Source organism: Poriferisphaera sp. WC338 (genome assembly GCF_050931845.1).
In the GTDB taxonomy this organism is placed as follows: Bacteria; Planctomycetota; Phycisphaerae; order Phycisphaerales; family Phycisphaeraceae; genus Poriferisphaera.
In genome coordinates, this window is the sequence record NZ_CP194516.1 from 3,888,974 (window position 1) to 3,903,142 (window position 14,169).

12 protein-coding genes are annotated in these 14,169 nt (G+C 51.9%); 8 read left to right on the forward strand and 4 right to left on the reverse strand.

Going from position 1 to position 14,169, the window contains the following annotated elements:
• Nucleotides 1-122 precede the first annotated feature (122 nt).
• Both ACQ6WK_RS16125 and ACQ6WK_RS16130 read left to right on the forward strand, forming a co-directional pair.
• Nucleotides 123-1,922 carry a UDP-N-acetylmuramoyl-tripeptide--D-alanyl-D-alanine ligase gene (locus tag ACQ6WK_RS16125; protein ID WP_432798419.1) on the forward strand — a complete coding sequence of 600 codons (1,800 nt, stop codon included), beginning with the start codon at nucleotides 123-125 and terminating at the stop codon, nucleotides 1,920-1,922.
• A 36-nt stretch (nucleotides 1,923-1,958) separates the two neighbouring features.
• Entirely contained in the window at nucleotides 1,959-2,957 is a 999-nt protein-coding gene (locus ACQ6WK_RS16130) for a hypothetical protein (RefSeq protein WP_432798420.1), read from the forward strand.
• 99 nt (nucleotides 2,958-3,056) lie between these two features.
• Here the strand turns inward: ACQ6WK_RS16130 and ACQ6WK_RS16135 are convergent, their stop codons facing one another.
• The 3 genes from ACQ6WK_RS16135 to typA all read right to left on the reverse strand — a co-directional run bounded on the left by ACQ6WK_RS16135 (nucleotide 3,057) and on the right by typA (nucleotide 6,386).
• Nucleotides 3,057-3,431, reverse strand: a complete 375-nt coding sequence (locus ACQ6WK_RS16135) for an STAS domain-containing protein (protein WP_432798421.1) — start codon at nucleotides 3,429-3,431, stop codon at nucleotides 3,057-3,059.
• 437 nt (nucleotides 3,432-3,868) lie between these two features.
• Complete coding sequence (locus tag ACQ6WK_RS16140; protein WP_432798422.1) at nucleotides 3,869-4,339, reverse strand: hypothetical protein; 471 nt, start codon at nucleotides 4,337-4,339, stop codon at nucleotides 3,869-3,871.
• Nucleotides 4,340-4,496: 157 nt separating this feature from the next.
• The gene (gene typA, locus ACQ6WK_RS16145) at nucleotides 4,497-6,386 is read right to left on the reverse strand and encodes a translational GTPase TypA (RefSeq protein WP_432798423.1); all 1,890 of its coding nucleotides are present in this window, start codon (nucleotides 6,384-6,386) and stop codon (nucleotides 4,497-4,499) included.
• A 753-nt stretch (nucleotides 6,387-7,139) separates the two neighbouring features.
• Here typA and ACQ6WK_RS16150 point away from each other — a divergent pair.
• From ACQ6WK_RS16150 to ACQ6WK_RS16170, 5 genes are all read left to right on the forward strand, one after another.
• Nucleotides 7,140-7,841 (forward strand): hypothetical protein, encoded by a 702-nt coding sequence (locus tag ACQ6WK_RS16150; protein ID WP_432798424.1) that lies wholly within the window; start codon nucleotides 7,140-7,142, stop codon nucleotides 7,839-7,841.
• 18 nt (nucleotides 7,842-7,859) lie between these two features.
• Nucleotides 7,860-8,477 (forward strand): hypothetical protein, encoded by a 618-nt coding sequence (locus ACQ6WK_RS16155; RefSeq protein ID WP_432798425.1) that lies wholly within the window; start codon nucleotides 7,860-7,862, stop codon nucleotides 8,475-8,477.
• A 270-nt stretch (nucleotides 8,478-8,747) separates the two neighbouring features.
• Nucleotides 8,748-9,455, forward strand: coding sequence for a choice-of-anchor K domain-containing protein (locus ACQ6WK_RS16160; RefSeq protein WP_432798426.1), 708 nt, complete (start codon nucleotides 8,748-8,750; stop codon nucleotides 9,453-9,455).
• 281 nt (nucleotides 9,456-9,736) lie between these two features.
• Nucleotides 9,737-11,245, forward strand: coding sequence for a dihydrolipoyl dehydrogenase (lpdA, locus tag ACQ6WK_RS16165; protein WP_432798427.1), 1,509 nt, complete (start codon nucleotides 9,737-9,739; stop codon nucleotides 11,243-11,245).
• Nucleotides 11,202-11,816: a peroxiredoxin family protein gene (locus ACQ6WK_RS16170; RefSeq protein ID WP_432798428.1), complete on the forward strand. Its 615-nt coding sequence runs from the start codon at nucleotides 11,202-11,204 to the stop codon at nucleotides 11,814-11,816. The genes lpdA and ACQ6WK_RS16170 overlap by 44 nt, the downstream gene beginning before the upstream one ends.
• Nucleotides 11,817-11,973: 157 nt before the next feature.
• Here ACQ6WK_RS16170 and ACQ6WK_RS16175 read toward each other — a convergent pair whose 3' ends face one another.
• The gene (locus tag ACQ6WK_RS16175) at nucleotides 11,974-12,894 is read right to left on the reverse strand and encodes a hypothetical protein (protein ID WP_432798429.1); all 921 of its coding nucleotides are present in this window, start codon (nucleotides 12,892-12,894) and stop codon (nucleotides 11,974-11,976) included.
• 95 nt (nucleotides 12,895-12,989) lie between these two features.
• Here ACQ6WK_RS16175 and ribD point away from each other — a divergent pair, with 95 nt between their 5' ends.
• Nucleotides 12,990-14,147, forward strand: coding sequence for a bifunctional diaminohydroxyphosphoribosylaminopyrimidine deaminase/5-amino-6-(5-phosphoribosylamino)uracil reductase RibD (gene ribD, locus ACQ6WK_RS16180; protein ID WP_432798430.1), 1,158 nt, complete (start codon nucleotides 12,990-12,992; stop codon nucleotides 14,145-14,147).
• Nucleotides 14,148-14,169 lie beyond the last annotated feature (22 nt).

Below are 14,169 nucleotides of genomic sequence, written 5' to 3' on the forward strand. Positions count from 1 at the left end.
TCGTACATTCTTCCCACCTCTCAATTATTCCTTTTCGCCCCATCCTGCCGATTCTTATAAGACCCGGTACAATCTCCTTAGGATCGCCACCCGCCGGACAGACCGTTTCAGTAAGGATCATCATGACCCCGCAGGATGCACAAAACACCTTCTTCTCACCCGCCAATATCGCCATGATCACCCGTGGTTCGTGGCTGCAACAACCCCACGCACCGACATCACCCACTTCCGGCATCTGCACCGACACGCGCGATCTCCTACAACCCAATCAACAAAGCGCGCCCAGCACATCAACGGGTCAACCTCTGAATCACACGAAACAGGGAGGGGCCACCTTCCTCACCCTCGCTGGCGAAAACCACGACGCACACACTTTCCTCCCCACAGCTGCTCAAAACGGAGCATCACTTCTCATCGTCGATAATCCGGACAAAACCGACATCGCCACCATCAATTCCGCCGCACCCTCCGTCGCCCCCGGCATCCTCCATGTGCAAGACACATTGGCCGCACTCCACGCACTCGCTTTTGCCTACCGCGACATCCTCGCCGACCATAACGTCAAGCTCATCGCTGTCGCTGGCTCCAACGGTAAAACCTCCACCCGACATCTCATCCACGCCCTCCTGCATGGCCGCATGATCTCCTCCCCCACCAATGCCTCCAACACGTCGCCCTCTCCACAATCCATCGGCCTGCCCGACCGTGAACGACCCGACCTCTGGCGCGTCCACCAACTCCTAGGCTCCCAATCACCTAAATCCTTCAACAACCACATCGGCGTCCCCCTCACCATCCTCGCCGCACCTACCACCGACGATTTCCTCGTCCTCGAAATCGGCACCAATCACCCCGGCGAAGTTAATACCCTTGCCGCTATCGCTCGCCCCGATGCCGCCGTCATCACTTCCATTGGCCGTGAACATCTTGAGTTCTTTCACAACATTGAAAACGTCGCCGCCGAACAAGCCTCCCTCCTCCCACACCTTAAACCCAACGCGCTCATCGCCATCGAAAAATCCGCTGCCCCCCTCATCGACGCCCATCAAGATCAATCTCCCCCAACCCAACCCAACCACCGCGTTACCTTCGGCTTCTCCGCCGACGCTTCCTACGCGCTCACCGCCTTCCAGCAAGATTTTGAAGGCATGTCACTCGACATCCAATTCCCCAACCAACAAACACTGAACAATATTCACCTCCCGTTCCTTGGCAGGCACACTGCGGTCAACATTATGGCCGCCATTGCTGTCGCCAAATGGATCGGCATCGACGACATCCAACTCAACCTCGGCTTCCTTGCACTCACCACACCGCCCGGCCGCCTGCAACGCATCACCCTCCAATCTGGCATCACCCTCATCCACGACGCCTACAACAGCAATCCCGATTCGCTCCATGCCGCGCTCGATTTACTCACCTCACTCTACCCCCGTGGTTCACGCTCCCAGCCCTCTGCTGTCGCTGGCTCCATCTCCCCTGCCACCGATTCTTCACCTGCAACTGCTGTTCAAAACAAGCCTTACAGTAAAACAATTGCCCCCGGTCGCATCGCCATCCTCGGCGACATGCTCGAACTCGGCGAACACGAAACCGATGAACATCGCTCAGCCTCCGACCGCATCCGCGACATGCTCGCCGCCAATGAACTACGCTCAGCCGTTTTCATCGGCCCCCGCATAGCCGCTGCCGTCGAAGCATCCTTCCAAGATCAACCGGACAGCATCACCACCCGCATCCGCATCTTCCCCAACATCTCACCAGCCGCTGAACCAATCCCCCAGGCCATTCACGACCATCTTGCTAACATCATCGATCCCGGCAACATCGTTCTCATCAAAGCCTCTCGCAGCCTCGCTCTTGAGCGACTCATCCCCACCATTACCAAAATATACCCCCTTGAAGCTCCCGACGATATCTAATCCCAACATGCTCCCCACATCTGCTAAACTGCCCACATGACCAAAGCATCCGCCACATCTCTGCTGCTCCTGTTCATCGCGATCACTCTCACCGCCTGTTCCACACCCCCACCACCCACCATTCCCGGCACAAACAAAACCGCAGCCAACCCCTTCGAAATCGATCAAACCGAGTACGCCCGTCTCTTTGATGCAGCCACAACCGTTCTTGAACGAAACGATTATCAACTCGACCGCAACGACTACCGCTTTGGCATCATCACCACCAAAGCACAAGCCTCCCCAACCGTCCTTGAACCTTGGTATGCCGGCAAGAACGCTACTTGGGATCAAGTCGACGCTTCCACCCTCGACCAGATACAACGTTTTGTCACCGTCCGCCTCACCACCGGCAAACTCATCAAACACGACTTCCTCACCCGACAAAAAGTTTTCTCCGCAGCTGATGCCTCGGTCCTTACCCCACAAGCAGAAATCACACAATACGATCTGACCATCCAAGAAGGCCCCGCCTCTGGAAGTAACTCCGGAAGTTCCCCCGAAAACGCAACGCCCCAAAGTATCACCCCTGTTCAAAAATCAGGTACCTCTACCATCCCGCCATCCCCCTCCTCGCCACAAGCCGAATCCGCTGAAGATGCCTTCTTGAGGTCTCACAACATCACGCCCCCCGATCAAGGCGAGCATGTACCGTCTAATCCACAATTAGGCAAAGACGCGCCTTCTGAACAAAATGCGCTGCCCGCCTTGCCCGACAACACTACACCAGCTCATACACAACTTCCCCCTGAACTTGCCAAGCTCAACGATAACGAATACTACCTTTTCGTTAATGTCGAAATGCAACGCCTCGTCAATACACTCCGCTACCTTAATGGCCGCGCCGGCAGTGATGTCTTCGCCACCCTGAATGAAGTCCCCATCGAATGGCGCCGCCGTGGAATCCCACCGGTTTATTGGCAAACCATTGGCCGCGACGCCTACGCCGAACAACAAATCCTTGCAGAAATCGTCCGCGAATCATTCAACAACTAAACTTCTTCTAATCAGCCATTAGACCTCACATAAAAAACGCCCTCTTACCGAGGACGTCATTTATCTTTTTATGATCTCTAATTCGCGATTAGATGATCACTATTTAAAACTCGTCGATGCCTCATCTCCATTACTGTATAAGTTCAGTAAACGATCGAGATTCGTCACCATAAACACTTCACGAACCTGCGCATCCGGCACATAAATGTGTAACTGCCCCCCGCTTCCTAAAAACTTCTTCCTAAGCGTCACCAGCATCCCCAGCCCACCCGACGGCATGAACTCAATCCCAGACAAATCCACCAATAGCTTAAGCTGTTCAATCTGGTCGGCTAACTGCATTGTTACTTCATACAACTCGCGCACAGCGGTCCCGTCTACCTTTCCGTTCGGAAACACAATCCGGTAGTAACCACCTCGGTCTTCGCTCACCGTTAACCGACTCGCCTCTGGTAATGCAACACGCTCGCTCATAATCATCTATCCCTGCATTCGAATAAGTCTCACCCACATATCAACTCAACCACCGAGTCGATCAAAATCATCCCATCACCATCCAATAAACACAGCCCCTCCACACCACCACCACAAACTCCCATAAAAGCATGATTCATGCCCAAAAGATCATAGCCCCGATTCCCCCGATAACCACGCTCATGCATATAAATGCCCATATCCATTTCCACTATTTCACCCATTTCCCGGCATAATCCGCACCACCTGTCATTTGTACCCTCTAACCTATTCTTGCACAATAAAAAACCCCTTGGCCGATGGCCAAGGAGTCGGGTGGGGGTGGTTGATCTGTTCCCAAGCAAATTTCCCCTTGATAAAACTGCATGCACCCCGCATTCAATCAGCTTTATCTCACATTAAAATTATAACATGCCCCACCCACCACACAAACCACATCAAGATCTTTCTTTGTTTCCGCCCACCCATAACCCGCACACTTTTACCAATCCAATATAGACGCCGCCACCCAATAGATACATCAACAAATCAAACACATCTCCTGTCGACCGCTGCCAATACATCGGCGTCACACCCTCCCAAAACAATCCCACCATCAACATCATCAACCCCACTTGCCACCACCTCGATACAGCCCAAGTTCGCCTTCCCATCCACATCACCAGCACATTGGTATAGCCAAGCAAAAACAGCCCAGCAAAAAAATCATTCGCATATCCATGCACCACCATCCCCACAACCCCGTCTTCCCAAACATACATTGGCTTCACCACCCACTTGTTCAAACACCACTCCCCCATCGCCACCAACATCAACCCAACATTCAAATAAGCGAAAGTCCAAGCACCGCGATCACCAACCCACCAAGGATTTGCAACACACTCATTAACATCGCGACTTCCTTTCATGCCATCACCCTGAATGATTGATCATCCCCTGTCACCCCATTCTACAATCAAACCCCCGCATCATGTCGATCATTTTTTCACACCTCTTTCCCCAAAAAATCTATCTCCCCAAACAAGCCCACGGGTTCCACGTGAGGTCTCTTCAATTTGCAGTGTCTTAAGACTTCGCCTTCCGCGATTCTCTTCTTCGATCGCTTTCCTTCAACATCCGCTTGCGCATCCGCACAAAGTTCGGCGTCACCTCTACCATCTCATCTTCCTCAAGATACTCCATGCACGCTTCCAAACTCATTTCACGTGCCGGCCGCACCTTCGTCTCATCATCACTCCCCGCCGCGCGAACATTACTATGCTTCTTGTTAATCACCAAGTTCACCGTGATGTCATTGTCCTTGCAATGCTCACCCACAACCTGCCCTTCATAAATCTGATCACCCGGCTTCACAAAAAAGATCCCGCGATCATATAGTCTATCCAGCGAATAGGGCGTCACCTGCCCCGTATCCGTCGCCACCATCACCCCCGCGCTCCGCTTGGGCACATCACCGCGCAACGGCTCATACTTCAAGAGCGTATGGTGCATAATCGCACGACCCTGTGTCGCTGTTAGCATCCGCGTTCGCAAACCAATCAAGCCACGCGCCGGAATCGAAAACACCAAGTGAACATAATCGCCCGCGCCCGGCTTCGGGTCCATACTGATGATCTCCGCCCGCCGACTCGTCACCAGACTCATCACATCGTTCTGACATTCCGACGGGCAATCCACAATCAGCTCTTCAATCGGCTCGTGCATCTTCCCTTCGATCTCCTTAAAGATCACACGCGGCTTGCCCACACTTAACTCATACCCCTCCCGGCGCATCGTCTCCACCAACACGCCCAAGTGCATCAAACCACGACCGCTCACCTCAAACTGCTCCGGTGTCTCCCCCACCTCAACCCTTAGCGCCACATTACTCTGCAATTCCCGCTGCAAACGGTCCCACACCTGCCGACTCGTCACATACTTCCCATCCTGCCCGCCAAACGGCGAGTCATTCACACGGAACATCATCGTCAACGTCGGCTCATCGATCTTCACACTCTCCAACGCATTCGGATTCTCTACGCAAGCAATCGTGTCGCCAATATCAATCGCATCCAAGCCCACCACCGCACACAAGTCACCCGCACATGCCTGCTCTGTCTCAACCCGCTCCAGCCCCTCAAATGCCTGCACCTGATGTACCTTCAAGTTCACATGCTTCCCATCCTCACGCCGAATCACTGTCACACGTTCGCCGGTATTGATTGTTCCCGCTTCAACGCGCCCCACTGCAATCCGTCCCACATACTCCGAATAAATAATCGTCGTCACCATCATCTGCAGCGGCGCGTCCTCTGCATCATCCATCGCGCTCACCGCAGGGGCCGGCATCTCTTTCACAATCGTCTCAAATAACTCACGAATATCCTTCGGATGATCGTCGCCTAACCGATCCCCATTGCATGTCGCCCAACCATCCTTTGCACTCGCATACACCACCGAAAATTCCAAACATTCATCCGGCGCATCCAGATCACCCAAAAGGTCAAACACTTCGTTGATCACATCGTCCGGCCGCGCATTCGGCTTATCAATTTTATTAATCACCACCACCGGCTTCAGCCCATGACCCAGCGCCTTCTCCAACACAAAACGTGTCTGCGGCATCGGCCCCTCAAATGAATCCACCACAAGCAACACACCATCCGCCATCTTCAATACACGCTCAACCTCACCACCAAAATCCGCGTGGCCCGGCGTGTCAATCAAATTGATCTTGTACTCATCCCCCGCAAGCGATTCATACCGCACCGAACAATTCTTACTCGTGATTGTGATCCCGCGCTCCCGCTCCAAGTCCCCCGTATCCATAATCAGATTGTGCTGCCCGCCCGCAAGCTTGTTCAGATCTTCCGTCCGAAACATCCCACTCTGATACAACATCTGGTCCGTTAGCGTCGTCTTCCCGTGGTCAACGTGAGCAATCACCGCAACATTTCTAATCAGCTTCTGATCCATCCGAGTACTTCCTATCCTTAATATTGATCAACCACACCAACAACCAAACAGCGACATCCCATATTCAAGCTCGTGGGCACCAACCCGTGGGGTCTCGTGATTCGCAATGATTGTCTGCAATTCAAACTTCCGGGGGGCAGGATTATAGTCATAAAGCGTCCTGCACCGAAATCGCTGCTGACTTCCATGCACCTTCTCACGTCTGATCGGCTATTCCACCCACCATTCACCCCAAAGCTGTCTGCCATACTCCGTCACAACCACTTCAACTTACCCATCATGCGACAACTCATCCAAAAGTCGCAATATACTATTTTAAAAGAACTTACGACAACAATACGCCGAATTCTTTTTTAGGTATGAGTTTGATATTACCCTAGTACATTCCCTATTATAGTGCGGTGCTACCGAGGGGGACCCCGCAAATTAGCATCACCAGCGAGTCGGTCGGATCAACAACAACTCGCCGTTAGAACGTGTGTTCTACAAATCACACTTCTAGGGGAGGCGGTCGGATCAACAACATGATTCCTGTTTCACTCGGGATTTGGCTTGCCGCGTCCCCTTGTTAAGCAACGCAAGCCAACAGCGCGCCTCTGGAACATTGAGTTCCACAACGCACGCTTCCGAAGGTCGAGCGGCGGGGTCGGATGAACAACAACACGCCTCCGGCCGAACGTACAGCAACGTGCTCATTCGGACTTTCCGTTGGCAACCGACCCAACCGATTTCCAAGACTGTGTTGAGGTAAATATGACACACCGAAGCCTGCGAACCAACGTGATCTATCTTTCAGCCGCACTGTTCAGTTCATTCATGCTGAACTTTGTCGCCACACCTGCTGCAGCTGCACCTGTCACACCTTCATACGGCTGGTCTACCGGCTCCATCACCGTACCTGATGGCCAACCCGATGACGCAACATGGTCCGAAACACCCTACACCGGTGTCGGTGAACATCTCTACACCGGCTCACCCAACACATGGTATGACCCGCCCACCGTCGTCCGCGTACAAGGCAATTACATCGACTACGGCACGGACCTCAATGAACCTTTCGCAGGCATGAACTACTACTTCTACGCCGGCAATATCCAAGATGGCACAGCCGTCACCGATTTCAACATCAATCTCGATTTGCCCGGCCTTGCAGAATCCTTCACCTTCGAACTCGCCTTGCAGGACAACTCCAACGGCACGCAAGAACTCATCATCATCGGCGACACCGCTGATGCAACCATTACCTACACAGGTGTTGAATACAGCCTTGTCCTCCTCGGCTTCAGTACCGACAACGGACAGACCATCACCAACAGCCTCCTCATCCAGAACGGTCAAGTTGCCACAGGTAATTTCTACTTCCAACTCGTTCCCACCACCGTCCCCACACCCACCGCCGCCTCCCTTGGCCTTGCCTCTCTCGCATTACTCATGCTCCGTAAACGCAAACACTAATCGCACATACACATACCCATGAAAAAACGCATCATCCTCAGCTTACTTCCCCTTCTCCTCTTCGCCTCATTCATCTTGGGAAAAGCAGTTATGGACCGCAAATCCAACTGCATCAAATCGCAGATAGAATTTCAAATTGGACGCTATCCAAAACCTTCACTCTTCCAATCCGACAACACGCCTGATGATTGGCTTGCACTCGATCACGCCACCCTTTCCCTTGGCACAGCTCCCGAAACGCCCATGATCTCCCTCTCTTCGCCACGACAATCTTTCTCCATCGATACTAGCGCTCCCATCAAGCTCGGCTCCATCGATTTTTATAACCCCGCCCGAATACCCACAGATCTATTGTTGACCCCTGCTGTCACGCACACGCTTTTCTTCTCGCCTAACGACCGCTTCACCACCAACAACACTGCTTCCTGCATCATCAAATACCAACTTCGCGACCTGCTTACCTATAGTCGTGCCACAAAACCCATGATTTTCAAGATCGATCTCGCAGATAAAAAATACAATCTCACACTCAAACTTACATCTCAAGCCGAGACGCCAAATATTCACGATCTACAAAATACGCCTCTACCCGACACTTGGATCAAGCTCGACTTAGTCGCAATCATTAAGCCCTAGTGACCACAACAAACAAAATAAATTTTCAAGTCAATCCCGCCAACAACCACACGACTCTTGCATCAATCTAAGAAGTTAAAAATAGCCTTACACATCAGACATGTGAGTCGCCCACAAAAATCAACAAACCCTTTAAAACCCGCTAGAAACCCTGCTGTAAGCATACTAATATCCCTCACAACACAAAGGGACAACACGAGAAAAAAACACACCCATCTAACCATTGATTAGATCTGGATGGGACACATTGGACTGGAGAGATACACCATCATGAAAATGATTCACACGAACAATCTATTTGCTCTTGCTGCTGCAGGCGTACTCGTCTTCACCTCATTTGGTGCAATCGCCCCCGAAGCCGATGCCGCAATGTTCAAAGGTAAATCCGAACTTACTTTTGACACAACTAATACCAACGGTACGTATAACCAGTTCAACGAACGAGGTGTATATCTCGGTCAGAACCCCTCACCCCGATACACCATCGAGGATGTTACCCAATCACTCTACGGAAACTACAGATCCGACGTCAATGCTGAAAAAGCTTTCGTCTTGGGTGAAGTAACACATTGGAACGGTAAGACTGTCGAAGGCACCGAACCTGACAGCCTAACCTATGCCGTCAACTACGATTTCAAAGATAAAAAAACCCCAGATCAAACGTTTACCTTCACCGTGAACTACGATGCTGGCACAACTGGCGAATCAGACACCTATTTTATAGATGGTGTTCTTACCTCCAATGAAACTTTCGAATTCAAAGGCAACACCTACGCGCTCCAACTCCTCGGTTTCGGCACCAATAAAAACAACGTCGATACATCCTTCACCACAGGCGGCCTCTACTCTAACACCGACACGAACGTCTACGGTCAATTCGTCGAAGTTAGTGCTGCCGTCCCCACACCCACCGCCGCTTCCCTTGGCCTTATCTCCCTCGCCGCCCTTGCATTCCGCCGACGTAAGCGCAGCAGCTAACCATCAGATAGACTAATCTCACTATTACAAGGTCGCTCACCCGACCTTGTTTTTTTATGCGCCCACATCACCGCATCATTCCCACGCAACAAAACAAAAATCCCACTCCACGAAACCCACCGCACCCAACAAGACCCCGCACAGTAAATCCGCTAAAATAGCTCCCCCCGGAAGTTATACCGGAAGTATGCCAATAGGCCGCAAGAGGTGTCTCTCTTTAATCAGGATTGCATCCCAACGCAGCCAAGCACCATCTACAGGAATACGAAAGCAGTCTTCAAATGCCTGAAACCAAAACATATGACCTCATCGTGATTGGCGGCGGACCCGGCGGATACGTCGGCGCCATCCGCGCCGCACAGCTCGGCAAAAAAGTTGCCATCATCGAACGCGATAAACTCGGCGGTACCTGTCTCAACTGGGGATGCATCCCAACCAAAGCCTTACTCGCCGGCGCAGAGTTCTACCACAAACTCACACACGAAGCTGATGAGTTCGGCATCTCCGCAGACAACATCAAATTCGATTGGGACAAAGTCATCGCACGCTCTCGCAAAGTTGCTGGCAACCTCAATGCAGGTGTCGGCTTCCTCATGAAGAAAAACAAAATCGATCACTACGACGGCCACGCCTTCATCGCTTCTGCTAAACAAGGCGCCCCCAAAACCGTCAATGTCTACGACCTCGGTGATGTCGAGCCCACCGGCGACAAGCCAGACAATGCACCCGAAAAATTCAACTTCAAAGCCGACCCGAAAACAGTTCTCTCCGCACCTAAAATTCTCATCGCCACCGGCGCCTCACCTCGCCCCATGCCCGGCTCCCCCTTCGACGGTGACCGCATCATCGACTCCAAAGAAGCCATGCTTCTCAAAGACCGCCCCAACAAACTCCTCGTCGTCGGCTCCGGCGCCATCGGCATGGAATTCGCTTACGTCTACCACGCCTACGGCACCGAAGTCACCATCGTCGAAATGCTCGACCGTATCGTCCCCATCGAAGATCCCGACGTCTCCAAAGCGATGCTCAAAGCCTACAAAAAACTCGACATTAAAATCCTCACCAAAAACATCGTGAAGTCCGTCAAGAAAACAGACGCCGGCATCGAAGCTCAAGTCGTCTCCGTCGACGATGAATCCAAATCACAAACCATCGAAGCCGACAAAGTCCTCGTCGCCATCGGCGTGCAGGGCCGCTACGATGGACTCTTCGATGCATCACTCGGCATCGAACTCTTCAAAAACCACATTAAAACCGCAACTAATTACAAAGCCCCCGGCGCAACTTATGAAACCACCGTCCCCGGCGTTTACGCCATCGGCGACATCATCGGCCCGCCATGGCTCGCACACGTTGCCTCCGAAGAAGCCGTCGTCGCCGTCGAGCGCATGTTCGGCCACGCTGCCCCCGATATCAACTACAACGCCATCCCCGGCTGCACCTACTGCCAACCACAAATCGCCTCCGTTGGTTTCACCGAACAGTACTGCAAAGACAACGACATTGCCTACAAAACCGCACAGTTCCCCTTCCAAGCCTCCGGCAAAGCACAAGCCCTTAATGAAACACAAGGCTTCATCAAGCTCATCGTCGGCGAGAAACACGAAGAAGTTCTCGGCGCTCACATGGTCGGCGAAGGCGTCACCGAGATGATCGCCGAGATGGGTCTCGCCATCACCCTCGAAGCCACCGCCGAAGAAATCATCGCCACCATGCACGCCCACCCGACTCTTTCTGAAGGCGTTCATGAATCCGCCCTCGGCACACAAAAACGCATGCTCAACTTCTAATCCGCGCTTAGACAATACAACCGACAAGGATGACGCTTCAAAACGTCATCCTTTTTCTTTGCCACTGTCCATCTATAATGACCGCAACATGAAACACACCGCCAAACTCCTTCTCATCGCACTCCTTCTTACTTGTCTCGGTTGCGCCGCACGCACCGCACCCGACTTCACCGCGCCAAGCCTCACCCAGCCCAACACCAACCTCTCCCTCGCCAATGACCGCGGCAAGTACATCCTGCTCGCTTTCTGGTCATCCGCATCTCAAGTCTGCCGCCTTCAGATGCCTTACATCCAAAAAACTTGGGACGCCTTCAAAGACCGCCCCAACTTCACAGTCATCGCACTCTCACTTGATGATGACCCGAATAAAACCATCGCCTACTCAGAGAAACACAACCTCACTTTCCCGCAAGGCTATCTCGGCAAATGGGAGTTCGATACCGTCCGCCCCGCCTATAAAACCCGCGGCATCCCCGCCATCTTTCTCATCAATCCACAAGGCAAAATCATCGCCACCAACCTCCGCCAACAAGATATCTACACCACCGTCAAAGCTCATCTGAATCCTTAGTCCAGGTTCTACGTTTACAAAAACCTCAAGCCCCGCCCGCTCTGTGGACGGGGCTTTTTCCAAAATTCATACAACGAATAGGCGGATGGGTTTCGGGGGGACATAAAAAAAGAGGACGACATCATTGCCGTCCTCTTCAAACTTAATCTGTCTAAAATTACTTCTTCTCTTCTTCCGCCGGCTGTTCTTCTTTCTTGTTACCGAATAGGCCGCCAAGATCTTTACCAATATTGCCCAACCCTTCGCCAGCACCCTTAATCGCATCGCCGGACTTATCGAAAACTTCGTTCGTACCTTTACCTAAGCCGCCAAGTGCCTTCTCAACATGCTCCCCACCCGGCAGCGTACCAACCACATTACCTAAGGTTTCAAAACCATACTGTCCAAGGTCGCCGACATTCTTCAAGCCATTATTCAAACCATTGATCATGATCTTAGGCAAGATATCCGGCGCGTTCTGTACGATCGCTTTGAAGATTGCTTGAATGATAATCCCTGTTACTTCAGACAACAGCACACCCTGATCTGTATTCGAACCAATATTCGTCAGCCTGATTTGATCGATCTTGACCGGAATTTCAGTACCGTCAATGTTTGCGTTCACTGTGATATTGTTGATGAGGATCTCATTAATCACAAAACCCTTTTTGGATTCCGCTTCCTTGGTTTCTTCATTCTTGGACTGCAGTTTGGAAAGATTGTCTAAGATCGTCTGATAGTTGCTTTCCGACCCTTTCTGGATCAGATTGATCGTCAGATCATCCAATTCCAACTTTGGCACCACCACCGTCTCTTCCATCAGAGATGAAAGCCTCACGCCAGTCGCTCCGTGGCCAAGTTTGAAAAAATACAAGTCGCCCCAGCCTTCCGGGTTTGCCATCTCCAAATCATCTAGCGTCACCGTGCCGGAAAAAACACCCACCGATATATCTCGCAGCGTGGTTTTACATCCCGTCGCAGTGGTTGCAGCGTATTCCACCGCACTTTTCGCAATCGTATCAACATAGATTAGCGCAATCACCACGACCAAAATAATGATCGCGATAAGTCCCAATAACCCTCGAATAACCCACTTCATCCGTTGCTCCTCGTGAAGAATTTGGATTGAAAATTGCATCGTACAAAAACTTACATACGATTTTACCTATAGTTCGGAATAAAGAAATGGCAGACATGAACAGATTATCTCCCAGAGACGTTACATTTATGCGACAAGCCCTCGACATCGCCGCCATGGGCCGCGGCCTCGTCGAGCCCAATCCCATGGTCGGTGCCGTCATCGTGCGGGATAATAAGGTCGTCGGAGCGGGATACCACCAGCGATACGGTGATGACCACGCAGAAATCAACGCGATCAATGATTGCAAAAAAAACGGTGTCGACCCCGCTGGCCTCACCATGTTCGTCACCCTCGAACCCTGCTGCCACTCTGGCAAGACCGGCCCTTGTACCAAAGCCATCCTTGCAGCCAAGCTCATGCGTGTCGTAATCGCCATGCAAGACCCCTTTGAAAAAGTGAGCGGTAAAGGTATCGAACAACTCAAACAAGCCGGCATCGACGTCACGGTTGGCGTATGCGAAGCCCAAGCACTCGACCTCAATGAAGCTTTTATTAAACGTGTTACCACCGGCCTTCCCTGGATGATCGGCAAATGGGCGCAAACCGTCGATGGTAAAACCGCCACCACCAGCGGTGACAGTAAATGGATCAGCTGCTATGAATCACGTGAAGTCGTCCATAAAGTCCGTGCCCGTGTCGACGCAATCATGGTTGGCGTGCGTACCGTTGAACTCGACGACCCTGCACTCGATGCCCGTCATGTCCATACCAAACGTGCCGCCAAACGTATCGTTATTGATCCATCCTTGCGCATCCCCATGAAAAGCAAACTGGTCCATGACGACGGGCCACCCGTTTATCTCATCACCAGCGAAAAAGCCATGGAACAGGAATCTGAACGGGTCAAAGATCTTGAACAGCATGGGCTCAACTTGCTTCCTGTCCCCATGAAACAAAACAGCCGCTTGGACATGCACGCCACACTTCGCCATCTTGTCGACCTACATCTTGTGACAAATGTTCTTGTCGAAGGTGGTGCCAGCTTAATGGGATCACTGTTTGCGGACGAATTACTCGATCAACTACTTGTGTTCATCGCCCCGCGCATTGCTGGTGACCAAGAAGCACTTAGTGCCGTTCATGGCCATAATCTCCTTCATATCTGCGATACCCATCACCTCAGCCTCCGTGACGTAACACAGATTTCCGATGATATCCTGCTGGATTACCGTGTGATCCATCCAAACAGTACGAATATCGTAAACAGCTAAAACCAAAAGTTTGATCCTGTTT

What these genes read in the sequence shown, in the direction of transcription:
- ACQ6WK_RS16125 (WP_432798419.1), top strand. Translation starts at nt 123, where the DNA reads ATGACCCCGCAGGATGCACAAAACACCTTCTTCTCACCCGCCAATATC.
- ACQ6WK_RS16130 (WP_432798420.1), top strand. Translation starts at nt 1,959, where the DNA reads ATGACCAAAGCATCCGCCACATCTCTGCTGCTCCTGTTCATCGCGATC.
- ACQ6WK_RS16135 (WP_432798421.1), bottom strand. Translation starts at nt 3,431, where the DNA reads ATGAGCGAGCGTGTTGCATTACCAGAGGCGAGTCGGTTAACGGTGAGC.
- ACQ6WK_RS16140 (WP_432798422.1), bottom strand. Translation starts at nt 4,339, where the DNA reads ATGAAAGGAAGTCGCGATGTTAATGAGTGTGTTGCAAATCCTTGGTGG.
- typA (WP_432798423.1), bottom strand. Translation starts at nt 6,386, where the DNA reads ATGGATCAGAAGCTGATTAGAAATGTTGCGGTGATTGCTCACGTTGAC.
- ACQ6WK_RS16150 (WP_432798424.1), top strand. Translation starts at nt 7,140, where the DNA reads ATGACACACCGAAGCCTGCGAACCAACGTGATCTATCTTTCAGCCGCA.
- ACQ6WK_RS16155 (WP_432798425.1), top strand. Translation starts at nt 7,860, where the DNA reads ATGAAAAAACGCATCATCCTCAGCTTACTTCCCCTTCTCCTCTTCGCC.
- ACQ6WK_RS16160 (WP_432798426.1), top strand. Translation starts at nt 8,748, where the DNA reads ATGAAAATGATTCACACGAACAATCTATTTGCTCTTGCTGCTGCAGGC.
- lpdA (WP_432798427.1), top strand. Translation starts at nt 9,737, where the DNA reads ATGCCTGAAACCAAAACATATGACCTCATCGTGATTGGCGGCGGACCC.
- ACQ6WK_RS16170 (WP_432798428.1), top strand. Translation starts at nt 11,202, where the DNA reads ATGAATCCGCCCTCGGCACACAAAAACGCATGCTCAACTTCTAATCCG.
- ACQ6WK_RS16175 (WP_432798429.1), bottom strand. Translation starts at nt 12,894, where the DNA reads ATGAAGTGGGTTATTCGAGGGTTATTGGGACTTATCGCGATCATTATT.
- ribD (WP_432798430.1), top strand. Translation starts at nt 12,990, where the DNA reads ATGAACAGATTATCTCCCAGAGACGTTACATTTATGCGACAAGCCCTC.